Annotated in this window: 20 protein-coding genes and 1 pseudogene; 3 read left to right on the top strand and 18 right to left on the bottom strand. The window is 54.3% G+C overall.

All coding sequences use genetic code 11. The annotated features are described in order from the left end of the window. Positions 1-35: 35 nt before the first annotated feature. The 3 genes from ABKW30_RS10080 to ABKW30_RS10070 are packed head-to-tail and all read right to left on the bottom strand — an operon-like array spanning position 36 to position 3172. Positions 36-1004 (bottom strand): tripartite tricarboxylate transporter substrate binding protein, encoded by a 969-nt coding sequence (locus ABKW30_RS10080; protein WP_348598760.1) that lies wholly within the window; start codon positions 1002-1004, stop codon positions 36-38. 56 nt (positions 1005-1060) lie between these two features. Next, the gene (locus tag ABKW30_RS10075; RefSeq protein ID WP_348598759.1) at positions 1061-2482 is read right to left on the bottom strand and encodes an MmgE/PrpD family protein; all 1422 of its coding nucleotides are present in this window, start codon (positions 2480-2482) and stop codon (positions 1061-1063) included. Positions 2483-2485: 3 nt separating this feature from the next. After that, positions 2486-3172 (bottom strand): GntR family transcriptional regulator, encoded by a 687-nt coding sequence (locus ABKW30_RS10070; protein ID WP_348598758.1) that lies wholly within the window; start codon positions 3170-3172, stop codon positions 2486-2488. A gap of 741 nt (positions 3173-3913) precedes the next feature. Between ABKW30_RS10070 and ABKW30_RS10065 the strand changes: the two genes are divergently transcribed. After that, entirely contained in the window at positions 3914-4078 is a 165-nt protein-coding gene (locus ABKW30_RS10065) for a sugar-binding domain-containing protein (protein ID WP_348598757.1), read from the top strand. 375 nt (positions 4079-4453) lie between these two features. Next, positions 4454-5020, top strand: coding sequence for a hypothetical protein (locus tag ABKW30_RS10060; RefSeq protein WP_348598756.1), 567 nt, complete (start codon positions 4454-4456; stop codon positions 5018-5020). 116 nt (positions 5021-5136) lie between these two features. On the opposite strand, the gene ABKW30_RS10055 is transcribed toward ABKW30_RS10060, so the two are convergent. The 10 genes from ABKW30_RS10055 to ABKW30_RS10010 all read right to left on the bottom strand — a co-directional run bounded on the left by ABKW30_RS10055 (position 5137) and on the right by ABKW30_RS10010 (position 17274). Further along, the gene (locus ABKW30_RS10055; RefSeq protein WP_348598755.1) at positions 5137-5451 is read right to left on the bottom strand and encodes a hypothetical protein; all 315 of its coding nucleotides are present in this window, start codon (positions 5449-5451) and stop codon (positions 5137-5139) included. Continuing rightward, positions 5441-6625, bottom strand: coding sequence for an SAM-dependent methyltransferase (locus ABKW30_RS10050; RefSeq protein WP_348598754.1), 1185 nt, complete (start codon positions 6623-6625; stop codon positions 5441-5443). The genes ABKW30_RS10055 and ABKW30_RS10050 overlap by 11 nt, the downstream gene beginning before the upstream one ends. Continuing rightward, the gene (locus tag ABKW30_RS10045; protein ID WP_348598753.1) at positions 6597-9257 is read right to left on the bottom strand and encodes a molybdopterin-dependent oxidoreductase; all 2661 of its coding nucleotides are present in this window, start codon (positions 9255-9257) and stop codon (positions 6597-6599) included. Before ABKW30_RS10045 ends, ABKW30_RS10050 begins: the two co-directional genes overlap by 29 nt. 4 nt (positions 9258-9261) lie before the next feature. Then, on the bottom strand, positions 9262-9594 hold the full coding sequence (gene nirD, locus ABKW30_RS10040) for a nitrite reductase small subunit NirD (protein ID WP_348598752.1): 333 nt from the start codon (positions 9592-9594) through the stop codon (positions 9262-9264). A gap of 4 nt (positions 9595-9598) precedes the next feature. After that, on the bottom strand, positions 9599-12058 hold the full coding sequence (gene nirB, locus ABKW30_RS10035) for a nitrite reductase large subunit NirB (RefSeq protein WP_348598751.1): 2460 nt from the start codon (positions 12056-12058) through the stop codon (positions 9599-9601). Beyond that, positions 12058-12855 (bottom strand): ABC transporter ATP-binding protein, encoded by a 798-nt coding sequence (locus ABKW30_RS10030; protein WP_348598750.1) that lies wholly within the window; start codon positions 12853-12855, stop codon positions 12058-12060. The genes nirB and ABKW30_RS10030 overlap by 1 nt, the downstream gene beginning before the upstream one ends. Positions 12856-12865: 10 nt before the next feature. Next, positions 12866-13759 carry a nitrate ABC transporter permease gene (gene ntrB / locus ABKW30_RS10025; protein WP_348598749.1) on the bottom strand — a complete coding sequence of 298 codons (894 nt, stop codon included), beginning with the start codon at positions 13757-13759 and terminating at the stop codon, positions 12866-12868. Between the two features lie 11 nt (positions 13760-13770). Beyond that, positions 13771-15069 carry a CmpA/NrtA family ABC transporter substrate-binding protein gene (locus tag ABKW30_RS10020; RefSeq protein ID WP_348598748.1) on the bottom strand — a complete coding sequence of 433 codons (1299 nt, stop codon included), beginning with the start codon at positions 15067-15069 and terminating at the stop codon, positions 13771-13773. A 346-nt stretch (positions 15070-15415) separates the two neighbouring features. After that, positions 15416-16678 carry a CmpA/NrtA family ABC transporter substrate-binding protein gene (locus tag ABKW30_RS10015; protein WP_348598747.1) on the bottom strand — a complete coding sequence of 421 codons (1263 nt, stop codon included), beginning with the start codon at positions 16676-16678 and terminating at the stop codon, positions 15416-15418. Continuing rightward, the gene (locus tag ABKW30_RS10010; RefSeq protein ID WP_348598746.1) at positions 16678-17274 is read right to left on the bottom strand and encodes an ANTAR domain-containing response regulator; all 597 of its coding nucleotides are present in this window, start codon (positions 17272-17274) and stop codon (positions 16678-16680) included. The genes ABKW30_RS10015 and ABKW30_RS10010 overlap by 1 nt, the downstream gene beginning before the upstream one ends. Before the next feature lie 194 nt (positions 17275-17468). Here ABKW30_RS10010 and ABKW30_RS10005 point away from each other — a divergent pair. Further along, a pseudogene (locus tag ABKW30_RS10005) lies at positions 17469-17582 on the top strand (IS5/IS1182 family transposase); the annotation flags it as partial. Positions 17583-17773: 191 nt separating this feature from the next. Here ABKW30_RS10005 and ABKW30_RS10000 read toward each other — a convergent pair. The 5 genes from ABKW30_RS10000 to ABKW30_RS09980 all read right to left on the bottom strand — a co-directional run bounded on the left by ABKW30_RS10000 (position 17774) and on the right by ABKW30_RS09980 (position 24107). Further along, a complete protein-coding gene (locus ABKW30_RS10000) occupies positions 17774-19099 on the bottom strand; it encodes an NtaA/DmoA family FMN-dependent monooxygenase (RefSeq protein WP_348598745.1) in 1326 nt (441 codons plus the stop codon). 41 nt (positions 19100-19140) lie between these two features. Continuing rightward, entirely contained in the window at positions 19141-20502 is a 1362-nt protein-coding gene (locus tag ABKW30_RS09995; protein ID WP_348598744.1) for an LLM class flavin-dependent oxidoreductase, read from the bottom strand. 64 nt (positions 20503-20566) lie between these two features. Next, on the bottom strand, positions 20567-22240 hold the full coding sequence (locus ABKW30_RS09990; protein WP_348598743.1) for an ABC transporter ATP-binding protein: 1674 nt from the start codon (positions 22238-22240) through the stop codon (positions 20567-20569). Further along, on the bottom strand, positions 22237-23109 hold the full coding sequence (locus ABKW30_RS09985; protein ID WP_348598742.1) for an ABC transporter permease: 873 nt from the start codon (positions 23107-23109) through the stop codon (positions 22237-22239). Before ABKW30_RS09985 ends, ABKW30_RS09990 begins: the two co-directional genes overlap by 4 nt. Then, positions 23106-24107: an ABC transporter permease gene (locus ABKW30_RS09980; RefSeq protein WP_348598741.1), complete on the bottom strand. Its 1002-nt coding sequence runs from the start codon at positions 24105-24107 to the stop codon at positions 23106-23108. Before ABKW30_RS09980 ends, ABKW30_RS09985 begins: the two co-directional genes overlap by 4 nt. Between the last annotated feature and the right edge of the window lie 40 nt (positions 24108-24147).

Raw genomic sequence — 24147 nt, 5'->3', positions numbered from 1 at the left:
TTGTGAAGAACCTGCCGTGTTCACCGGCCCGAAGATTACTTGATGGCACCCGTAGACTTCAGAAACTCTTCCGTCGTGGAGCCAAAATTATTGACGAATGCCGGATAGTCCTTGTGTGCGATAAATTGCGGTACAAGAACTTCTGCCGTGTAGGCCTTCTTGTAGTCCGGATCTTCCAGCAGCTTCTTTATGGCCTCGTCCCAGATCGCTGTTGTGCTCTCCGGAATACCGTTGGGACCTGCGAGACCACGAAATTTAACGAGGCTGACATCAAAGCCGGATTCCTTTACCGTTGGAACGTCCGGCTTTTCAGAAATGCGCTCCGGATTGAACGTTGCAAGAAGTGTGATTTTACCGGCATCCAGCTGCGAGCGCAGCTCCTGGATTTCGCCTATACCGATGTCCAGTGTCCCATTCAGCACATTTAGCATCATATCGCCGCCGCCTTCGTGGGTAACGATGGCAGGTGTCACACCGGCTGCACGTTTCAGCTGTTCAGCCGCCTGCCGCTCAAGCGAGGCAGGATTGGCTGCACCCCAGCGACCACGCTCCTTCTTGGCATGCTCTATAACGTCCTTGAGGGATTTGTACGGGCCATCGGTGCGGGTATAAATCACCTCGCTATCGGCAAAGATATTCACAAGCGGATCCATATCCTTGTAAGTACTCTGCGGCTTGCTCATCAATGACGTGTAAATATAGGTGGGAGTTGTGGCGTAGAATACGCTGCCGTCAGCGGCTCCCGTTGCGACCCGGGCCATGGCTTTTGCACCACTGCCACCTTGAACGTTTTCGATGATGAAAGTGGCATCGATATACTTGCTCAAATATTTTGACATTTCGCGCAGGAATACGTCACTGCCGCCTCCGGGACTTGAATGCGTCACCAGAGTCACGACTTTGCCTGGATATGGAAGCGGGTCTGCACTTGCCGATGTGCTTGACAGAATAGCTGCAGCGGCAAGGCCGAACGCGGCAGGGCCTATCGATTTCATGAAAGTCATTTTCTCTCTCCCTTTTAGCGCCGCTTCTCCTCTGCGGCTTTTTAGTGGCTTTCAAATCATGCGTTTGCGGGTTCCGTTTCTCCGCTGACAAGCTTGATAAGATTTCGAATATCAGCGACCCCATCAACGTCGCGAACAAGCGCCAGCAATTCCTCCTGATGCGTATCGCCTATGACGCCTTCGGCACACATGCGGAACTTCTCCACCAATCCGACATCGCTGATCGGATTGGATGGCCCGCCGCGATAACGCTCGTCCGCCCACTGGACCAGTGTCCGTCCATCCGTCGTAGTCACTTCGATACGCGAGCGAATCTTGTCATAGCCGAGCGCATCGATCTCAAGATCGTTGATGACGTCCGTGCGTGCCTGCAAATCCTGCATTGCATCGCCTGCAACAAATGCATCTTCGAACTCGTGATGGCTCGCGCGCCGGCACAGAACGATCATGGCAAGCAAGGCCGGCATTGAGAACTTTGCCTGCAAATGATTTCGCGCGACAGGATAGCGGATCGGCTCGATAATATTCTTGCCGGCAAAAAAACGGATACGTTCGACCTGTTCAGGCTTCAAATCGTTATCCAGAACCAGTTTCAGCATCGCATCCATGGATTGATGGGTCAGAATGCCTGATGGATAAGGCTTGATGCTGACCCCTGGTGTGACGATTGTCAGCGGCGCTCCAAAGCCTTCCCTGGCTTTCTCTGCATCGAGACCCTCGCCCATCACCGAGAAGAACCCCCAGGTCCCATCCAGCGCTGCAGGATCGGCCTCAAATCCGCGTCCTGCAAGCAGCGCCGCTATAACGCCGTTCTCGCAGGCCCGCCCGACATGAAGCGGTTTCGTCATGGTGCCGAAATTGACCCGGATACCGGCTGCAAAACTGGCAGCCAACCCGAGCGCATGTGCAAGTTTCTCGCCTTCAAGCCGCAGGAGTTTGGCGGCAGCTGCGGCAGCGCCAAACGTGCCGACGGTGCCGCTTGTATGATGCCCCCGGCGATAGTGAAGTGGCTTCATCCACTCGGAGATCTTGCACTCCACCTCGAAACCAATCTGAAAAGCCAGCATAAGATCGCGCCCGCTCACCTTGCCCAGCATACTGGCGACAACGAGCGCGGCGGTAAGGGGTGGAACAGAGGGGTGGGTCAGAAGTCCATATACATGCGCCGGATCATGTGAGACCTGTGTATCATCCCAGTCATGGGCGTGACCGGCCGTACCCCATACACGGGCCGCCAGCGAGGCTGGTACTTTCTGCGATCCTGCGCCTGGCAGAGGCGCATCGGCGCTACCGCCCTGATCAAGGGCGTCGTCAATCAAGATACGCACCGATCCTTCACGGCTGCCCGCAAGATAGAGCCCGACCGTGTCTATCATGCAGCGGCGGCCCACGATGAGCGCTTCGCCCGGCAAATCCTCATAGGTCGTGCGTTCGATAAAACGTACGGCCTGGGCCGTTATGTCGGAAGGGATACTCACGCGTCATTTCTCCTGGTGTTCGCTGATGATGGGGGTGGCGGACATGAGCCGCTGTTTCGCCGTTTCGACATGATGGACATGGGCGGCATAGGCCTTGGCTGGATCGCGTGCGGCGACCGCATCGACCATAATGTGATGCTCGGCATGAGAAGCGTGCATGCTGTCACCAAACATCAGACTGCGAGCGCGATAGAGTCTGAGGTGTTTGATCAATGCCAGATATTGCTGGGCAAGAGCGGTATTCCCGGTCCCCCTCACGATAAACTCGTGGAAGGCAAAATTGAGCGTCACATAACGTGAGAAATCATCCGCAGCGACCGCCGTATCCATGTCGGAGACGAAATTCTTAAGTTTTGTAATGCCGTCGTCAGTGATACGTTCGGCCAGCAATTTGCCGGCAAGGCCAAAGAGTGCTGCGCGCACGTCATAGACGTCAGCTGCCTGCTTGGCGCTCAGACGGCGGACAAAAAACCCACGCTTGGGTACCTGCTCGATGAGTCCGGACGATTCCAACCCGCGGAGCGCTTCACGCACCGGTCCACGGCTGGTGCCAAAGCGCAATGCGATTTCCATTTCGATAATTCGATCGCCAGGCGAGAACTCACCGCTCAGGATGACATGCTCTATCTCCTGCTCCAGCAGCATTGGTAAAGAACTTGTTCGCAGAATTTGAATGGCGTGCAGTGTCACTGGGAAATCCTTGTCACCCAACGCATATTCTGTTGAATGTCGATTGTCAACAATCTACAAGAATCTGTCCTGGCACTCGACTGCCAGCGGACGGTAATGCCAATATCCATGAGATGACAGTTCGGTTGACGTCGGATCACCCCTGACAATCTATGCGATCTGCTTGTTTTGGTAGGCCCTATCATCGTTGATAGCAAAAAACATATGCGCGCTGAGATCAGGCGCTGGCAGCTTTCTGGAGCCAATAGCCGCAACCGGCGTCCCTCTCGTCACGGGCAGGAAATTGTCATGTTTAGTCTTTGATTTTATTATGCCATTGCCCGCTGCGGCACACAGCGAGCGAAGTCGAGGTGGTCTGGTTCTGATCAGGCCATGCTTTCGCGCATCTTTGTTGTCAATCTGCGACAGTGCTATCGGCCTATCCTGTTCACTCGTAGTCCCAACTGCGTTATCGAGAGCTCGATGCATCTGTTGGAAGAAGATGACCCGTCGCCGAAGCAGAAACTGAAAGCACTGTCACCGCCGTCAATTCAAGCATGACTTATGCTCGGTTGGGATTCATTGCGCCGCTTGAGATTCCACATCGCGATCGTTTGACGGAAGTGGCCGTGAAAACTGACTTGGCGGATTCGATAGATCAACGGAGTATGCGACGTAATTGCCCGTGCGTTCCGTCAGAACCGGTCAAAACCCCGCTCGCGGCTAAGTGCCGGTGCGTCGAGACGCCGAACAGCGCGGTGGTTGCCTCCAGTATCTGGGTCACTGCAGCACCCTGCGGAAAAGCCGACGATCATCATTGCATCCGGCGGAACACGCGTCGCTCCAATCAAGGCCGCGTTGAAGGGCCAGTTGGCCAATGGCCTTATAACCGATGAAAACACCGCTTGGCTTATTCTGGGGGAATAGCCGCGTTCGGTTCCCGCTTACATCGCGCGTTTACAGATTAATTTGCCTATAGATTTGGCAGGCATCGCCAATCGCGCTTGTGATCAACATTGTGCTTGACACGGTGGTATCTCGATTTGCGAAAACTGTTCCGACCTCTACTGTAAGGGACTTGTCGAAAACACGCCCATCGAGCACATAGCGTTCCCCTTCCCGTATTGGTTGAAATATTCAAAGGCAACGAAACAAAACGTCACCGCAGCTGAAAACTGTCAAACGTGCCAAGTACGGCAGAGGTGACGTCACATTGGACAGAGCTCGATTGGAGGTGCGACATGCTTTAAGCGGCTGTTGACGCCAGCCGCTGGCTTTGCAAATTTGCATTAGGGGGAGATCATGGCCATCGATTGGATATCTACGCTTCAAGATCAAGCGAAGTTCGTAAAACAGATCGCGGCTGAAGTTTCGCAAACGCTCGATCTTCCTAAATTGAGCCCAGCCCAGGCATCCCTGCTTTATCATGTCGTGGAACAAGGCGCTCAGACCTTCGATCGCGTCATGGAGGAAATGGAAAACCAAGACGACGTCGACAATGATCTTACTGATGGCGGCCGAAACCATCGCCGATGCGTGGATGAACCTTTCTGTTGCTGCTGCGAACAAGCTTCGAATCATGCAAGGCTTGATACCAATAGAGAAGATGACGAAACCGGAGTTCGGAGTTGTACATTCCAATGCGCACTCCACCGCAAGCGGATCATTACTGAAACGGTCGAGAAGGACTGGAGCCAGAATTCGTCGCAGAAGCGGTATTCATATTCTGCCCGGCACTATCTAAATCTCGGCATCGGTCGTTTTGTTCAAACTGGCTGCTTATCGATAAATGTTTCTTTGAAAATGCCGATAATGGCTGTTCTCGGGTCTAATGTAACTGGTTCCCAAAAGTCTGTAAGCCAGCTTTGATTCCAGTCCAAAGGCCAATTGTGAGACCTTGCCGCGGAGCTTGATTTGAGGTGGTCTCCTGTGCCTTGAAACCCCATTGGTCACAAAACGTCGCCCAAAACCTTGCCCGTTTGGCTTCATATTTTCTCCAACCGAAGATACAAAAGGAACAACAAAAACGATGAGGTGATCCGGTAGATAGAATGTTGCGTCAGTCGGTTCGTAAGCGGGGTTATTAAGATTCCCAGCGCAACCAATGTGCAGCCTGCTACGGCGCCAAATTGGGTCAGAGCAAGTCCGACACTTGATACGCCCAATGCGCTGGCAACGGTAATTTCGACAGGACTTGACCTTGTATTGCCGTCAACATCCAAGAGCAACGTTTGAAAAGTCGGGCAACCGAACGAAATGATAACGCTGAGCAGAAATGGTGCGTAAAAATCAGCGCTCATTGGATAATTCCGATCTTGTTCTGATAGGCTCAGCAACGCGTTTCGCATGGCTCACCGGCCTACTTCGCTCCTGCCGAAACAGCTGGACCATTTGAGAGACCGAGCCTCGATATTCCATTTCCTCCACAGATACACCCGGGATGATTTTCACGCACGCACCAGTTCCGGTAAGCACTGCAATTTCGTCAGCAAACATTTTCCCTTGTGGGATGCTCCCCAGCTCAAGCCGCACCACATTCATGCCTTGTCTGGCCAGTGTTGCGAGTTCTTGCCGAATCGTGTCGTCGTACTGGAAGTATCGGACAGGTCGAGCTTCGCGACGGGCAAGTTCCATGATCGCGGCAGGCACATGATCGCGGACAAAAATCACGTCGGCCGCCTGCAAGGCCCTAACTGCTTTCAAAGTGAGCAGCTCGGGATCTCCCGGCCCAGCACCAACAAAAGTGACCCGACCTTTTGCATAGCCGTGCTCACAGTTTTCAACTGATGCAAGCAGAGACATTGCATCTGCTTGGTCAGGAGTATCCGTGAAAACACGATCAACAAATCTTTCCCAAAAATCGCGTCTCGCACGACCGGATTTAAGCCGGAGATTGACCTTGCCGCGTAACAATTGTGCAAGCTCTGCCCATGACCGTAGCGATGTCGGAAGAATGGCTTCAATCCGACGACGGATTGCCTGTGTGAGGATCGGAGCCGCTCCATCCGATGATATTGCGACAATGACGGGCGACCGATTGACAATGGAGCCGAACTGAAACTGGCAAAAGACAGGCTTGTCTATAATGTTTACCGGAACCCCGGCCGAAACAGCCGCTTGCAATACCGCCTTTGCCAACACATCCGTCTGACAGTCGGCAATAATTAAAGCTGCTCCGCGCAATGCCGTAACGGTCCACTCTTCTTTATGTAGGGTATACCTTACAGGCGATCCGGTTGCGCCCTTGGCGACAAGACTGGCGAAAGCGTGTGTAAGGCCGGATGCGTAAATATGGACGTCTGCACCGCAGGCGGCCAGTAACCCGGCTTTCCATGCAGCCGCATCAGTGCCGCCAAGGACTATCGCACGACGGCCTTTCAGCTCCCAGAATACCGGCAGCTTTGCAAGTCGCGACATGCGGACTTGCGCGGTGTTTTCGCGAGGCTCACTCAGCGGCAACGACATTGCATCCATCAATCAATCCTTTGATCTCGCTACGACAGGAACCGCAATTCATTCCGGCTTGTGTGGCCGCCCCTATCGCTTCCACACTGCTGCAGCCACTGCGGATGGCAGAAACGATCTGATTAACACCGACTCCGAAACACGAGCAGATCGTTGCACCGGAATCGGGTTTGTCCGCTCCCGGCCGACCCGCAATAACGGCAAAGCGCTTCGAGATATCTGTATGTTGCGTTGCGAGTTGAGAGATCATCCAGCTTCGTGAAACGGCCACTGGCTGCCTGCTCAGGAATATGGCTGCAAGCAATGTTTCACCATCGAAAATTGCCAGCCGCAAATCACCGGATTTTGTGTCATGATAACCCAGCGGCTCGATATCAGCAGGAGCATCGAACATTGTCAGCGCCAGTTGAGTCCAATCTTCGACGTTGTCACCAGCAAACTCCATTCGCCAACCACCTTCGGCTTTAGCGAGCGCCCAGTAAGCAGCGTTCATGTGCCTGGGTTTCTGCACTGAAACTGCAAACCCATAAGCTGCAGCCGCAAACTTGCGCGCGTTAATTGCACTGTTCTTTGAAGCAGGCTGTCCGGACAATGGATCGGTTACAGCCGGTACAAGTGCATTGACAAGCCCTTGCGAGGCGAAACTCTCACTCCAATGCATAGGCACAAAGACGCTGCCTCGCGCCTGCCGTTCTGATACCTGCGCGCGAACTATTACTTTCCCATGCGTGCTTTTCAGCTCTACGAGATCAGCGCTTTTCACCCCGATTTCGTCTGCGTCATTCGGATGAAATTCAGCGAAAGGCTCGGCGATATGTACCGAAAGCCGTGCGCTCTTGCCGGTCCGTGTCATCGTATGCCACTGGTCCCGGATGCGTCCCGTGTTGAGCGTCAGCGGAAAGTGATCCGTCGTGCGTTTGGGGGTGACGATATCCAGCCCGATAAAGCGCGCTTTGCCGTCTGGATGGAAGAAGTTGCCTTCGCCAAAAAGCCGCACCTGCTCTGTTATTTCGCCCGGTCGTTGCGGCCACTGCACTGGCTCGAATTGGTCGTATTCTTCCGGGGCTATTTGCGCATAACGGCCGATGTCAAAATCGCGGGTACCTGAATTTTCAAAGGCGGAAAGCCCAGCATGTTCAGCGAAAATGTCAGCCGGAGAACTAAACCCGAACGCAGGGCCGAAGCCCATCCTTCGGCCCACCTCAACCAGTTGCCACCAATCAGCCATGGCTTCGCCGGGGCGCTGCAAGAATGGTCTTTGCCGGGAAATCCGCCTCTCGGAATTGGTAACTGTTCCATCCTTTTCCCCCCAGCCAAGCGACGGCAGCAGAACATGCGCGCAGGAAGCCGTAGCTGTCCGGGTGATGTCAGACACAACGACGAAGGGACATTTCTGCAAAGCTGCCCGCACGACATTGGCATCAGGCATGGAAACAACCGGATTTGTCGCCATTATCCATATGGCCTTGATCCTGCCATCAGCCACGGCGTCGAACATGTCGACGGCCTTCAGACCGGCCTTTGATGCAATTGCCGGTGACGCCCAATAGCGCTGCACCCTGTCCCGATCGCGCTCATTGGTGATGGACATATGCGCCGCGAGCATGTTGGCGAGTCCACCCACTTCGCGGCCGCCCATGGCATTTGGCTGACCCGTGAGCGAGAACGGACCCATTCCAGGTTTGCCTATCCGGCCGGTCGCCAGATGACAGTTGATAATTGCGTTGACCTTGTCGGTTCCCGAGGAAGACTGGTTTACGCCCTGACTGTAGCAGGTGACGGTTTTCGGGGTTGTTGCGAAAAGCTGGAAGAATGCACCAATCTGAGAGGGGGCGAGGCCGGTCAACTCACACAGACCATCGAGATGCTGTTTCCGCGCGGCTGCCAGAGAGGCATCGAAGCCAGTTGTATACGTATCTATATATCCGTGATCCAGCACCCCTTTTTCCGCCAGATAGGCGAACAACCCCGAAAAGAGTGCAAGATCTCCATCGGGCCGGACGGCAAGGTGCATATCTGCAATGTCGGCGGTCATCGTCCTGCGGGGGTCAATGACAATAATTTTCATGCCCGGGCGTGCAGCTTTCGCTGCAACAAGGCGCTGAAAAAGCACTGGATGGCACCATGCGAGATTTGAGCCCGTCAGGATAACGAGATCGGCTAGTTCCAAGTCCTCATAAGTTCCAGGAACCGTATCGGAACCGAAAGCGCGTATATGACCCGCCACCGAAGAAGACATACACAGCCGTGAATTGGTGTCGATGTTGGCGGAACCTATGAAGCCTTTCATCAATTTATTTGCCACATAATAATCTTCGGTCAGCAACTGTCCGGAGAGGTAGAATGCTACGCTGTCGGGACCGTGATGCTTGACAGCGTCAGCAAAACGTCTTGCAACAAGATTCAATGCGGTATCCCAACTTGCGGATTGACCGTGAACCTCCGGCCCCAGCAACCGTCCATCCAGATCGACGGTTTCCTCAAGAGCGGAGCCTTTCGAACACAGCCGTCCGAAATTGGCAGGATGCAAAGGATCACCCTTGATGCCGATGATTCCATTCTCTTCTTTTGTAGCGAGAACCCCGCACCCCACACCGCAGTAGGGGCACGTGGTGCGAACGGGAGTAATCGCGTGATCCATGCGGTTACTCCGCCGCTACCGTAACGGGTTCCACCCACGCCAGAACAAGTTCGCCATCGAATTTAACGGGAATAGTCCGGACGATACCTTCGTCCGCACCGAGCGCCTTGCCCGTCTCAAGTGAAATGACCCAGTTGTGCAAAGGACACGTGACCGCGGCACCATGCACTATCCCCTGACTTAACGGCCCGCCCTTGTGCGGACAATGATCATCAATGGCAAATATCTGATCCTCCATTGTGCGGAATACGGCGATCTTGCCTTGAGGTGTCATGACGCAGCGCGCGCCGCGGCGCGGGATATCGTTGATCGAACCTATCGCGATCCAGTTATCCATCGCCCTACTCCGCCGCTTGCTGGTAATTGATCGTCGCCATTGGCAGGAATTCGTGCTTGTCGACGCCTGATACCCGCTCGGACCAGGGATCCACCTGTGCAAACTTCTGGCTGAAAACAAAGCGTTCGAAAAACGCCCTGCGTTTGCTCGTATCCATCAGAATCTGGTTGCGTATTTCATCTAGCCCGATGCGCTTGGCCCATTTGTATATACGCTCAAGGTAGCGAGCCTGTTCACGATACATCTGCGCCAACGCCACGACGTGTTCGAGCGCCTCGTCTTCGGTTCTGACGAGTCCCAGTATTTCAGTTCCCTTGATGTCCAGACCTGCCGCTCCGGCGAAATGAATCTCATAGCCGGAATCGACACAGACAATGCCAATGTCCTTGCAGGTCGCCTCGGCACAATTTCGCGGACAGCCGGACACGCCCATTTTCAGTTTTGCGGGTGTCCAGGAACCCCACATGAATTTTTCGATGCGAATACCAAGACCGGTTGAGTCCTGTGTGCCAAAGCGGCACCAGTCTGTCCCTACACAAGTTTTAACCGTGCGCAGTCCTTTGGCGTAGGCCTGGCCGGATACAAACCCGGCCTTGCCAAGATCCGCCCAAACTGCTGGCAGGTCTTCCTTCTTGATGCCCAGCATATCGATGCGCTGGCCACCGGTAACTTTCACCGCAGGGATGGCGAATTTGTCGACTACATCCGCAATTGCCCGAAGTTCACCCGAAGTTGTCATGCCGCCCCACATACGTGGTACGACCGAGTAAGTGCCGTCCTTTTGTATATTGGCGTGAACCCGCTCATTGATGAATCGGGACTGATAATCATCAGCATATTCATCAGGCCAATCGCACACGAGGTAGTAATTCAACGCGGGACGACATTTGGCGCAGCCGCAAGAGGTCTTCCATTGAAGCTCCTGCATGACCGCGGGAATTGTTTTCAGACCCTTGGCCTTAATCAGCCGGCGTACATCATCATGACCAAGGTCTGTACAGCCACACATTGGCGTTACCGAGGATGGATTATACTTATCGCCAAGCGTGAGTGTCAGTAATTGCTCCACGAGACCTGTACAGCTTCCGCACGATGCTGACGCCTTGGTGTGAGCACGCACATCATCGAGTGATGCCAGACCTTTGGCATTGATCGCGCCTGTTATCTTACCCTTGCATATGCCGTTGCAACCACAGATTTCCGCATCATCCGGCAAGGCTGCAACGGCCGCCATAGGGTCCAGCGGGGACCCTCCCTGATAGGACTGACCGAAGATCAAGGTCTCGCGCATTTGCGAAATATCGGTGCGTTTTTTGGTCAGGTCATGAAACCATGCACCATCGGATGTCTCCCCGTAGAGCACAGTTCCAATGATCCGGTCGTCCTTCAAAACGAGCCGCTTGTAAACACCCGCTGCCGCATCGCGCAGAACTATTTCCTGCCTGTCGTCTCCTTCACCAAGCTCGCCAACGGAAAACAGATTTATGCCGGTGACCTTCAGCTTTGTCGGCGTTTCGCTATGGACAAAGGACGCGCTTCCATCTCCCGCCAGCCGTGTTGCGACGACCCGCGCCATCTCATAAAGCGGTGCGACCAGACCATAACACTGCCCCCCAACTTCAGCACACTCTCCTATAGAGAAAATATCGGGGTCGGAGGTACACATGCCTCCATCCGTGACAATGCCGCGATTGACTTCAAGCTCAGCATCCTTTGCCAGCGCGCTGTTCGGCCTTATGCCGACTGCCATGACGACCAGATCGGCAGGTAGCGTTGTACCATCTGCGAGTAATACCCCCTCCACTCTGCCATTGCCTATGATCTCTTTCGTGTTGGCTTTGGTGATCACTCTTATGCCGCGGGCTTCGACTGCCTTTTCCAGAAGATAGCCAGCGGCAGGATCGAGCTGGCGCTCCATCAGCGTCGGCATGACATGGAGCACCGTCACCTCCATGCCACGCGAAGCCAGGCCGGCTGCCGCCTCAAGCCCAAGTAGACCTCCACCGATGACGATTGCCTTTGCTCTCGATTGTGCCGCGAGCAACATGGCATTTACATCATCGAGATCACGATAGGTCAGAACGCCGGGGAGCTCCTTGCCCGGCAAAGGCAGAATGAAAGGGACCGAACCGGTCGCGATCAGCAGCTTGTCATAGTATTCCGTGGTGCCCGCGTCTGATGTTACCGTCTTTGCAACGCGATCGATTTTGATAATCTTGTGACCCTTGTAAAGAGTAATGCCATGTTTGATGTACCAGCCATCACCATGGATAATGATTTCTTCAAATTCCTTCTCACCGGATAGGACAGGTGAGAGCATTATCCGGTCATAATTGACGCGCGGCTCAGCATTGAAAATCGTTACGTCATATGCATCCGGTGCAAGTTCGAAAAGATGTTCAAGCGCACGACCCGGTGCCATGCCATTGCCAATTACGACAAGCTTCTGCTTTGCAGCTGTCATTATGCAGCCTCCACAAGTCGGTGACGTTCGTACAGAAATTTCATCACTGCAGACCGGCAACGAATATAAACTGCATCCGATGCCAGCTCGATACGGCGCCGCGGACGAGCCAACGGAATATCCAGTATTTCGCCTATTCTCGCCGAGGGGCCATTGGTCATCATGACGATACGGTCCGATAGCAAAACGGCCTCATCCACATCGTGGGTTATCATCAGAACCGTGTTGGCAAGTTCGGCATGTATCTGCATTACCTGATCCTGCAGATGCGCTCGTGTCAGTGCATCAAGTGCACCGAAAGGTTCGTCAAGCAGAAGGACCTTTGGCTCCATTGCCAGCGCACGGGCAATACCAACCCTCTGCTTCATGCCGCCGGAAATCTCCGACGGTCGCTTATCCCGGGCATGCGCCATTTGCACAAGCTCAAGGTTTCGCATTGTCCATTCATGGCGCTCCGCACGGCTTTTGGTAGATGGGAACACCTTGTCGACAGCCAGCTTGACGTTCTCGTAGGCGGTCAGCCAAGGCAGCAGCGAATGGTTCTGGAATACCACAGCCCTGTCAGGGCCCGGCTCGTCAACAACATTGCCGTCGAGGAACACGACACCACGGCTTGCCAGGGTCAGGCCCGCAACAATATTGAGCAGTGTCGATTTTCCGCAGCCGGAATGGCCTATGATCGAAATAAACTCGCCTTTTTCAACAGTAAGCGAGACCTGATTGAGTACCTGCGTGCTGGCACCGCCACGGCTGAACACCATGTCGATCTGTTCCAGCGAAAGATAGGATTTTGCCATGATAATCTCCTCAGGCAGTTGCCGTATTGCGGGTTACAGCTTTAGCGAGAAAGGCGATGAACCGATCGAGGACATAACCGACGATACCGACGTAGATCAGGGCCAGAATGATGTCGCTGATCCGTGATGAGTTCCAGGCGTCCCAGATGAAGAACCCTATTCCCACACCACCGATGAGCATTTCCGCAGCGACGATTGCCAGCCATGACAGGCCAATCCCGATGCGCAGACCGGTGAAAATATAGGGCGCCGCAGCCGGGATCATGATTTTGATGAAATACTCAAACTGGTTCAACCGCAGCACTTTCGCCACGTTCTGATAGTCTTGCGGAATGTTGCGAATGCCGACCGCGGTATTGATGATGACAGGCCAGATTGCGGTTATGAAAATTACGAAAATGGCCGATGGATTGCCGTCCTTGAAAGCTGCCAGCGACAGCGGAAGCCATGCAAGAGGCGGCACTGTGCGCAGAACCTGAAATATCGGATCAAGCCCGCGCATCGCCCATTCGCTTTGGCCAACCAGCGTTCCAAGGGCGATACCGGCAAAAGCTGCAAGGCAATAGCCCAGTGCAACCCGCTTAAGGCTGGCAAATATATGCCAGAACAACCCCTGATCGACGCCTTGTCCGACATAGAATGGGTTGGCGATTAACTCCCACGTCTCCGATACCACACGAGAAGGCGGGGGTACGCTGGCCGTTGGAGAAGAGCAGGCAATCTCCCAGAGTATCAGCAGGAAAACCAGCGTGATCAGTGGTGGTACGACATGCGTTGCTGCTAATGAAAGCCATTGCGGCCGCATCCTTTGTGTGGATTTGCGTTCAGGTACGGCAAGGGCAATGACCTCCGCCTCAGATTCGATAGGCGGAATGTGTTTCGTTGGCACGGAACTGACAGACATGCCTGTCTCCTTTAGGCAAAACGCTTGATGTTTAGGCTGGCGAGGTAGGTCTGGGGATTTTCCGGATCGAACACCTTGCCATCAAAGAATTTCTCTGATCCCCGCGATGTCGACGAAGGAATATCTGCTGCGGTAACACCGAGCTCTCGAGCTGCCTCGCGCCAGATATCCTCGCGGTTGACCTTGCTTACCAGTGCTGCAACATCTGTATCCGGCGCGAACTTGCCCCAGCGTATGTTCTCTGTCAGAAACCATTTTTCATGGCTCTGGAATGGGTAAGATGTGTGGTCGCGCCAGAATTTCATCAGGTTGGGGCTCGCGGCTTCAATTCGCCCTGAGCCATAATCGTAATCACCCTTCAAGCGACCCGCGATATCTTTGGCAGGGACATTGAACCAGGCGCGCTTTCCGACCATAGCCGCCAGTTCATCCTTGTTTGCCATATCGTCCGCCCATTGCTGAGCTTCCATGACAGCCATCAGGAGAGCTTTGGTGGCAACCGGATGTTTCTCCACCCAATCCGCACGCATTGCGAAAGATTTTTCGGGGTGTTTTGCCCAGATTTCAGCTGTATTGATGGCGGTATAGCCAATACCCTGATTGACGAGTTGGGCATTCCAAGGCTCCCCTACACAGAAGCAATCCATGGTGCCAACCTTCATATTGGCAACCATCTGGGGCGGTGGAACAACGATAGTTTCGACGTCCTTGTCGGGATCAATACCACCTGCCGCAAGCCAGTAGCGCAACCACAAATCATGCGTTCCGCCTGGGAAAGTCATCGCGGCTTTTGCTGCATGGCCCTCCGCTTTCTTCTTCGCAAACGCTTCTTTCAGTACACCGGAATTCACTCCTGCCTTGACGTGGGCATAGGCCTCCCCGACGGAAATTGCCTGAGCATCCAGATTGAGGCGCGACAGGATCACCATTGGCACAGGCTGATTGTTTTGTGTAACTTTTCCGGTGCTGATCAGATAAGGCATGGGCGTTAGAATATGCGCACCGTCAATGCCGTTGCCGTCCGATCCCAAAACGAGGTTATCGCGTGTCGTTCCCCATGAAGCCTGCTTCACAACCTCAACATCGGGCATGCCGTACTTGGCAAAGAGGCCTTTTTCTTTGGCAACGATAAGAGGCGCAGAGTCTGTAAGTGCTATGAATCCCAAAATTGCCTTGGTTGTTTCCGGCCCGGCAGTTGAAGCGAAAGCACCGGCCGGAAAAGCAGCTTTTGTGGTAGCCACCAGAGCCAGTGTCCCGCCTGCCTTCAGAAGTTTACGCCTCGCCATGCCCTTAAGCAGAATATCTTTCATCCAACTTCCCCTCGACAACCGGTCTTTGCGACCTTTGAAAATAAAAAACGCCGCTGGATCGACCTCTTTCCCGGTAAAACCGTAGGAATGAGTCGAGCCAAGCGACGTCTGTGTCTTTGAAAGCACCCATATGGTGCTCGCGGTTCCTGTCTTCGTTGACGGAACATCCTTAGCAAAGCAATGAACGTGCCAGGTTAGAATGCAGAATATTAAACATCTGTTTTAAAACGATTTTTTAATAAATATTAAGTTTTTCGGCAACGAAGTACGCTTTGCTCTGCGAGTCTGAAGATGAATAAAGATGCGGAATTATTGTGCGGTGCATATACAATAGGCACGCCGACTCCTAAGCTTTGATCTCGCAGCCGGCAGTCGAAAGTTGTTGCAGGTATGCCGGGATATCATCGGGGTCGAACACTGCTCCATCCAGAAAACTGTCCTGAACCGTGCCACCCTCGACGCGAGAATCGAGCTTTGGCACACCCGCTTGCGGTCCAAGCGCATTGCGGTAAATGTCCGGACGGAACGCCGCGCCTGCAAGAGCCGCGGCGTTTGGCGTATAGGGTATCTGTCGCCAGCGCACCATTTGACTGTATATCCATTGAGCCTGACTAATCCATGGGAAGTTTGCAGCATCGCGGTGGAAAACAAAGTAGTCAGGAACAGTACGCTCCCTCCCATCAGGGTGGACAGTAAATTGTCCGAGCAGGACGCGATGCAGAATTTCGGACGGCACGTCCAGGTAATTGGGTTGGGCAAGAATCAGCGCTAGTTCACGTCTGTTCACCACGGCATCACACCATTGGGCAGAATGGTCCAGCGCAACAATGAGCCGTGATACGATATCAGGATTCTGCTCTGCCCAATCGGGCCGCATTCCAATGACCTTTTCGGGACTGGATGGCCAGATATCTTCCTTGACGGCGACGATACATCCAACACCCCGCGAAACAGCAACCATGTTCCATGGCGCGCCAACGCAAAATCCGTCAATCACACCGGCCGACAGTGCGTCAGAGGTCATAGGAGGCGGGACCACGATCAATTGCAGATCAGTGTCCGGATCAATCCCCCCCGCAGCCAGCCAGTATCGCAGTTCATAATTATGAGATGAAAAGGGGTACGTGATCCCAAGCACCGGTGTCGCTTCACCACGACTGCGACGATCGTCGATCACCCGCTTGAGCGCTTTTGCGTTGCTCAGAGCATTTTGCCTGTCCGAAAGGTCCGCTACCGCCTGCATTTGGCTATAAAGGTCGATGGAAAGCGTAATTGCATTGCCGCCACGCCCAAGGGTGATGGGCGTAATGACTGGCGAAGGATTGGACCCGAGGCCAAGCCCCGATGCTACAGGCATTGGCGCAAGCATATGAGCAATATCGAACTGGCGAAATGCCAGCCGATCGCGAATGTTGGCCCAAGACACATCCTTGACCAGATCAAGCTGAATACCCTCGCGTTCGGCAAATCCGAATTCTGCTGCCGCGATCAGGATGGAGGCGTCGACCAGGGGCAGGAATCCTGCGCGGACAAGTCTTGAGCCCTGACCCGAAATGGCAACGGGGGCTGCAAGCCCTCCATGCTCACCCCGAATATGAATGAAACTCATCAAGCGCCCTCCCGACCTAACAGCACTGACGCCGTGACGACGCTCTGTGCGATATCGGCTATCTTTTTCTTTTCATTCATTGCGGTCCGACGAAGCAGTGAGTAGGCCTCATCCTCGGACATGCCGCGCAACTTCATCAGGATACCTTTGGCGCGGTCTACAACCTTCCGTTCCTCAAGTGCTCCCTTCGCCTCTGCCAACTCCTGCTGCAAGCGACTGAAAGCCTTGAACCGGCTGACAGCCATATCGAGAATGGGTTTTACCCGTTCTTTTTTTAGACCGTCGACAATATAGGCGGATACACCAGCCTCTACCGCCGCTTCAATCGAAGAGGCGTCTGAACGATCGACAAACATAGCAATCGGTTTGCGTACCGAACGCGTCAGTTGAAACATGTGCTCGAGCATGTCACGGTTTGGAGTTTCGATGTCGATGACAATGACATCCGGACAAATAATTTCGATCTGGCGAATCAGCCCCTCAATGTCGTGCAGCACAACGACCTTATCGTGACCCGCCTCCCGCAAACCTTCCTCAATGATTGAGGCACGGATACGATTCTCGTCAAAGATCATAATGGAGAGAGCAGCAGTCATGCCTTAATTTTGCGCATGCATGAATATTGTGCAATGCTACATTAAGACACACTAATGCTGATCGCTAAAAACCTTCCTAGCTGAACAAATGGCATCAAGGCGACCTACTCCGTGGTTAGTTTCGAGATACTGTCTCGCATAGAGTGTCGCAATCAACTCCCGGGCGATTACTCAAGGCCAAGCTTCTCCATCAAGCCCGATCCTTTTCGGCTCAACAGACTGAGGTCGCCTTCGGTTGCATCGCTCTCGACCCTATGCTGGCATGTGGACGCCTGGAATCTGTGCGCGTGAAGGCGAGGCAGACTTAACTACCCCTGTCAAAGACCCAGACGCGCCGAATTCTTGGTTGCTGCACCAAAGCCCCTCCAAGGCGTAGCATGCTCTTCATTGCCAATCAGACGTCAGCCATGACCGTTCTTTAGCCCGCCAGAGTAGAAAGCTTTTCCGATTACCGCGGGTAGATGACTCTCCAACAGGAGCTGATTGACGATGGTGTCGTTCAACCGGCGCGGACTGATAGTTCGCTGTTAGTTTTTATAAGATCTGGAAGTCCGAGATTTGCGCGGAAGCCCCCCTCTACATATTCCTCATCGATGAGGGAGCGTTTCCGGAGCTCCGGCAGGAGACCGTTCAACAACAAATCCTCCTGATCCGGATTTCCCAAACCATGAAGGGAAATGACGTCCAAGGCACCAGCATGGAAGCGTTCCTCAAGCGCATCGGCGAGTTGCACTGGTGTACCCGCGAGCGACCAATGCCCGGTTTCCTGTGCTTGAATGATCAATTCCCGAAGAGACAGACCCTTCTGAGCATAGCGGCGGAATATTTCGACACGGCCGCGACGGCGATTCACGCTTTCCACATCAGGAAGCAAACCTTCGGGAAGAGGCTCATCAAGCTGCAGGTCGGACAGATCGAGACCACCGCCAAGCATATCAGCCAGCTTCAAGCGACCTTGTTCATAATCAATCTTCTCATGCTTTTCCCGGATCCGGCGCATGACATCCGCGTTGCTTTCACCGATGACTGCATGGAATGAATTCATCACCAGCGGGAGATTATGGCCACGGCCAAACGAACGGGCTTGACGGCGAAGTTCACCGGCAAAGCTGATGGCGGCTTCTAGCGTGGGCTGAGACGTATAGACGACCTCGGCGTAGCGCGCACCCAATGTGACACCTTCCGTAGATTGGCCTGCCTGAAATTGCACGGGCCTTCCCTGCGGTGGCGGTGGAACGTTGAGCGGACCCTGAACCTGAAAATGCTCACCAGCGTAGTCGATCCGGTGCAGTTTGGCTGGATCAACTCCAATTGATCCGCTTGGATTTCTGAAAGCTGCCCGCTCATCGTTAGCATCAAAAAGAGCATTGATTACTTCGATGAACTCTGTGGCTCGCGCATAACGCTTTGCCGGATCAGGCAAGGCATCGCCGCCGAAGTTCTCCTCTCCGACCGATGACGTAACAGCGTTCCACGCCGCCCGTCCTCCGCTTGCGTGATCCAGTGTTCCGATCAATCGTGCCAGATTGTAAGGATGGTGGTAGGTTGTCGAGACTGTAGCGACAAGCCCAATATGCGATGTCACCTGACTCAAGGCGGCCAGTGCAACAATCGGTTCCTGTGTGCCGGTTGTTCCAGCCAAGCCAGCCGGATCTATATGCAGCAGATCAGCGGTAAAAAGGCCGGTTATCTTTTCTGACTCTGCTTTGCGAGCCAACTCGACGGCACGACGCGGGCCTGTGGTGGAATCGGTATCGTTGGAGGCGAAAGCAAAATTTCCGGCACCCACCAGAGTTTTCAAGCGGCGTGGACGAAGGGTGATCATGACGAAATTCCTTGGATCATATGGTGCGGGTTGCAGCGTGTTCAGCTTGCGCGAGCGATCATCTCTTCGGGCAAATCTGCATAACGATTGACCGGGAACGGCAAACCCAGATGTTCGCGTAGAGTGGCCCCTGTATAGTTCTTGCGGAATAAGCCGCGCGTTTGCAGGATTGGAATGACGCCATCGACAAAGTGGTCAAATGCCGTAGGCGTCCCGCCCCTTACGATGAACCCATCTGTCGCTCCGGCTTCAAACCATTGCTGAAGTCCGTCAGCCACCGCTTCTGCCGTGCCAAGGAATGATGGTCGAGGCGTTGCAGCCTGCAAGGCGACCTGACGCAGTGTCAAGCCATTTTCCCGGGCGTTGCGTTTGATTGTATCGGTGGTGCTGCGAAAGCTGTTCTGGCCAAGATCGCCGATATCGGGAAATGGCTCGTCCAGCGGATGCTGCGAGAAATCATAATGCTCGAAATAACGTCCGAGATAATCAAGAGCGTTCTCGATTGTCACCAGTTCGGCCGTTTCCCAGTATTTGCGTTCTGCATCTTCCTGTGTATCGCCAATAATCACGCTGATACCCTGAAAGAGCAGCAGGTCATCCTCGCGACGGCCGTTCTCCAATAATCGTTTCTTGACATCACGATAGAAGTCGCGCGCAAGTTCTACCGTTTCCTGCCGGGTATAGATCGCGTCGGCCTCTGCCGCTGCAAGCCATTTGCCATCTTCGGAAGCGCCAGCCTGAAAGACTATGGGGCGACCTTGAAGCGAGCGGCCCACATTCAGCGGACCCTCAACAGAAAAGTATTCGCCGCGATGATGGAGTGTATGGAGCTTGTCCGGATCGAAGAAAACGCCGGACTCCTTGTCACGCACGAATGCATCGTCTTCCCATGAGTCCCAGAGGCCTTTTGTGACCTCTAAAAATTCCTTGGCGATACGATAGCGTTTGCCGTGTTCCGGATGCTCGGCGCGGGAGAAATTCTTGGCCGACCCTTCCAGCGGGGATGTAACGACATTCCACCCTGCCCTGCCACCGCTCACGTGATCCAGACTTGAGAACTGGCGGGCCACCGTAAAAGGATCGCTGTATGACGTGGAAAGCGTAGCGACCAATCCAATATTTGAAGTTACGGCCGCCAGCCCTGACAACAGCGTCAAAGGTTCAAAGCGGTTCAGGAAATGGGGAATGGATTTGTGATTGATGTACAAGCCATCCGCCACGAACAGGAAGTCAAACTTGCCGGCTTCCGCCTTGGCGGCGAGTTCCTTGCAATATTTGAAATTGATACTCGCATCGGCAACAGCATCTTTGTGGCGCCAGGCCGCCATGTTGCCGGATGCACCCTGAATGATCGCTCCAAGCTTTATCTGCCTGCCATTCCCGGTGTTTCTCTCATTGGTCATCGACGAGTTCCTTTGATCATACTGAAGCTATTTTTGGCTGAATGTTCATCTGCACCGGGATGGATCAGGCAATGCCGGGAATAGCCTCCAGCAGGGCTTGGGTGTAACTGTGGCGCGGTGCCGAGAATACGGAATCGACATTTCCTGTTTCGACAACCCTGCCCTCCTTCATCACCACCACCCGGTCCGTAAGATGGTGGACCACGCCCAGATCGTGAGAGATGAAAAGCAGTGATGTACCCGATGCAGCTTGAAGTTCCGCCAGCAAATCCAGCACTTGCGCCTGAATGGAAACGTCAAGTGCGCTTACGGGTTCGTCAGCGACAAGCAGTTTCGGTCGCGGCGCAAACGCACGGGCGATGGCAACTCTTTGCCTTTGGCCGCCGGAAAGTTCACGCGGATGGCGGTTGAGAAATGCAGGACCCAGCCGTACTGAATCGAGGACTTCAAGAATCCTGTGCTTGCGCTCCGCTCCAAACACGGCCACCGAGTCAAGGCTTTCACCCACGATCCGCTCAACGGTATATCTCGGATCAAAAGAGCTTAGTGCATCCTGGGCTATAAGCTGTATGCCGGCTCGATGCGCGCGGCGCTGACCCTCAGATCGTTCACTCCATGGTCGGCCATCAACCGACACGTTTCCCGCATCAGGCTTGACAAGACCGAGCACAATTCTGGCGACCGTTGTCTTGCCGGACCCGGACTCTCCGACAATTCCCAAGGCTTCGCCGGCAGACAGATCGAATGACACATCGTTGACAACGAGAGAGGCGGCCGCACCGCTTCCATAGCGTTTGGAGAGATGTTCGACGCTGAGCATCTTTCGTTTTGAATCAATCGATTTTGATGGCAGCAGAACCTTCCGACGCTCAACTTGCTTGGCCACTGCCGGATTTTTTACCGGTGTCGATTGAATGGAATTATCCAGGTCCGGGGCTAATCGGTAACCTCGTGAACTGACAGATGGTATCGCGTCCAGCAATTGTCTTGTGTAAGGATGGCTTGGAGCAGAGAGGATTTCTGCAGTCGGCCCCTCTTCAACGACTTCTCCGTTTCGCATCACCAGAACACGGTCAGCAAGCCGCGATACAATGGCAAGGTCGTGACTGATCAACAACAGCGTATTGCCTGCCTGCCTCCGTTCGGCCAGCAGATCGAGAATTTGTTTCTGTACCGTTGCATCGAGCGCGGTTGTTGGCTCATCGGCAATCACAAGTGCAGGTTCGCGGGCAATTGCCGTGGCAATCAATGCCCGCTGACGCAGGCCACCAGAAAGCTGGTGTGGATATTGAGGCAACCGCTGCACCGGATTGGGTATACCGACCGAGCTTAGCAGCGTCACGCTTTCGTCGTGGATATCACGGCGCCCGAAAAAACTGCCATTGCCGAGAGCGTCCGATACTTGCTGGCTGATGCGTCGCAGCGGGTCCAACGAGACCAAGGCATCCTGCAAGACAAATCCAATCTTGCTGCCTCGAAGCTGCCGCCATTTTCGCTCGTGAAAATCCAGCGCGTTTTCGCCGTCAATTTCAAAAACATCGGCGGTAATTTTAGCGCTCTGCCCGGTCAATCCGACGAGCGAGCGGGCCGTGACGGATTTGCCAGATCCGGATTCACCAACGAGCGCTACGGATTCGCCGCGATGAATGGTAAGATCAAGACCGCGGACCACAACGTTCGACTCAAAGCGTTTCGGGAAGCTGATCGTCAGGTTTCGGATGTTGATGAGCGCAGTCATTCCTGCCTCCTGCCTTCAAATGCCGCCTGCCACTGACGTCCGAGGACGCTTACGGAAATGACTGTCAGGGTGATTGCCACACCGGGCCAGACACCGATCCACCAGGCAACGCGCAGATAGTTTCTACCCTCGGCCAGCATCGCGCCCCATTCAGGAATGGGTGGTTGCGGCCCCATGCCGAGAAAGCTCAGGCCAGCCGCCCCGATGATTGCTGTACCGAGACCTATTGTGGCGAGGATCGGCACTTGAGCCATCGCGTGCGGAAGTATGTGGCGTAGCACCAGCACTGTCGGAGTAAGACCGAACGTCCTTGCCTGCTCGACATAGCCTGACTCGGCTATGACAAAAGTTTGAGCGCGAACCACCCTCGCAAAACGCGGTATGGATGCGACGCCAAGTGCAAAGATCAGATTGAATGTGCCCGGTCCCGTGAAGGAGATCAGCACGAGAGCCAGCAACAGGTCCGGAAATGCCGAGACCACATCGAGAAACCGCGTGATTGCTTCGTCAATGATGCCGCGAGCAAGCCCTGCGAGCAGGCCGAGGATCGACCCGACAACAGCTGCTATCAGCACTGCACTGACGCCAATGAGGATCGAGTAGCGTGCCCCGTGCACAACGCGCGAAAACACGTCTCTGCCGAGCTGATCTGTACCGAACCAATGCACTACGCTTGGAGGCAATTGTGCCTGCAACGGATCGGCGGCAATCGGGTTGTAGGAAGTCAGCAGTTGCGGCCAAATCGTTCCTGTAGCGATGATGAAAAGAAACACCACAGCCGCAAGCAGTCCAGGGCGGCGCAGGGCGGTGTATACAACCTGCCGGGCACGGAAGTTGGACAGTGATGTGTCTGTGGACGAGACACTCATGTCCGTGCTCGCAATCGCGGATCAAGCAGCAAGTACAGCGTATCGACCAACGTGCTGAGAACCACGTAAATAAATGCTGACAGGATCGCAACAGCCAGCACCACCGGCAAATCCTTGCCAAGTACGGCATCAACCGTGATCTTTCCCAAGCCCGGTCTGCCAAAGACCTGTTCGGTAATAACTGCTCCAGACAATAAATTGCCGATCAGCCAGCCCGTCAATGTTACTGCAGGTAATGCAGCATGCCGCAGGCCATGCCTCAGTCGTAAAGTTAATGCGTTGGCGCCCCAACTCCGCACTGTCAGTGCAAAGGGTTCTTCCAGCGCACGCTCCAACCCTTCACGCAGGACCTGTCCGATAACTGCGCCAAGCGATAGCCCTAAAGACAGGGCCGGTAGAACCAGCGCGGAAAAACTCCTGTCTCCGGCGACCGGAAACAGCTTGAGTGTAAACGAAAATACAAACAGCAGCACTATGCCAAGCCAGAAGGATGGGGTGGAGACGAGAACGAGTTCCATGCCACCAGCGATCCGGCGTGGCCACCGCAGTCCCGCAGTGGCCACTGCGCTCACCACTGCAAAGACGACGGCGACAACCAGGGCTGCTCCGGTCAACTTGAGTGTCGGCCATATCTGCGAGAGGACCAGTGTCGCAACGTCTGTCTGCAATATGTAAGAGCGGCCAAAATCGCCGTGCAGAACCCTCCAGAGATAGGAAAGATATTGCGCTATCAAAGGCTCATCGAGACCCCACTCGGCCCGAATGGCGGCTTCAATCGCAGGGGTGCGAATTTGTTCCCCTATCAACAGGCTGACAATATCACCCGGAGCGACGTGCAGGCTAATGAAACTCAGGGTGATGGCGGCCCATAGAACGATGATACCAGAGCCGATACGGCCGAGAATCTGCGAGAGCAGAGTGGCGCGTATCGACCAAAAACGGCCCTGCAAACCGGCAACTGGTGCCTGATGGAGTGCGGTCACATTTTCAACGTCCATGTTCTCTCTCCTTATTCCCTCACGTCCGGTGAACGAAAAG

The organism is Phyllobacterium sp. SB3 (assembly GCF_040009165.1).
Taxonomy (GTDB): Bacteria; Pseudomonadota; Alphaproteobacteria; order Rhizobiales; family Rhizobiaceae; genus Phyllobacterium.
Note: the sequence above shows the minus strand (reverse complement) of the source record. Positions and strands in the feature narration are given on the sequence as shown.

Coding starts and splice junctions, on each gene's coding strand:
- ABKW30_RS10080 (WP_348598760.1), bottom strand. CDS start 1,004: ATGACTTTCATGAAATCGATAGGCCCTGCCGCGTTCGGCCTTGCCGCT.
- ABKW30_RS10060 (WP_348598756.1), top strand. CDS start 4,454: ATGGCCATCGATTGGATATCTACGCTTCAAGATCAAGCGAAGTTCGTA.
- ABKW30_RS10055 (WP_348598755.1), bottom strand. CDS start 5,451: ATGAGCGCTGATTTTTACGCACCATTTCTGCTCAGCGTTATCATTTCG.
- ABKW30_RS10050 (WP_348598754.1), bottom strand. CDS start 6,625: ATGGATGCAATGTCGTTGCCGCTGAGTGAGCCTCGCGAAAACACCGCG.
- ABKW30_RS10045 (WP_348598753.1), bottom strand. CDS start 9,257: ATGGATCACGCGATTACTCCCGTTCGCACCACGTGCCCCTACTGCGGT.
- nirD (WP_348598752.1), bottom strand. CDS start 9,594: ATGGATAACTGGATCGCGATAGGTTCGATCAACGATATCCCGCGCCGC.
- nirB (WP_348598751.1), bottom strand. CDS start 12,058: ATGACAGCTGCAAAGCAGAAGCTTGTCGTAATTGGCAATGGCATGGCA.
- ABKW30_RS10030 (WP_348598750.1), bottom strand. CDS start 12,855: ATGGCAAAATCCTATCTTTCGCTGGAACAGATCGACATGGTGTTCAGC.
- ntrB (WP_348598749.1), bottom strand. CDS start 13,759: ATGTCTGTCAGTTCCGTGCCAACGAAACACATTCCGCCTATCGAATCT.
- ABKW30_RS10020 (WP_348598748.1), bottom strand. CDS start 15,069: ATGAAAGATATTCTGCTTAAGGGCATGGCGAGGCGTAAACTTCTGAAG.
- ABKW30_RS10015 (WP_348598747.1), bottom strand. CDS start 16,678: ATGAGTTTCATTCATATTCGGGGTGAGCATGGAGGGCTTGCAGCCCCC.
- ABKW30_RS10010 (WP_348598746.1), bottom strand. CDS start 17,274: ATGACTGCTGCTCTCTCCATTATGATCTTTGACGAGAATCGTATCCGT.
- ABKW30_RS10000 (WP_348598745.1), bottom strand. CDS start 19,099: ATGATCACCCTTCGTCCACGCCGCTTGAAAACTCTGGTGGGTGCCGGA.
- ABKW30_RS09995 (WP_348598744.1), bottom strand. CDS start 20,502: ATGACCAATGAGAGAAACACCGGGAATGGCAGGCAGATAAAGCTTGGA.
- ABKW30_RS09990 (WP_348598743.1), bottom strand. CDS start 22,240: ATGACTGCGCTCATCAACATCCGAAACCTGACGATCAGCTTCCCGAAA.
- ABKW30_RS09985 (WP_348598742.1), bottom strand. CDS start 23,109: ATGAGTGTCTCGTCCACAGACACATCACTGTCCAACTTCCGTGCCCGG.
- ABKW30_RS09980 (WP_348598741.1), bottom strand. CDS start 24,107: ATGGACGTTGAAAATGTGACCGCACTCCATCAGGCACCAGTTGCCGGT.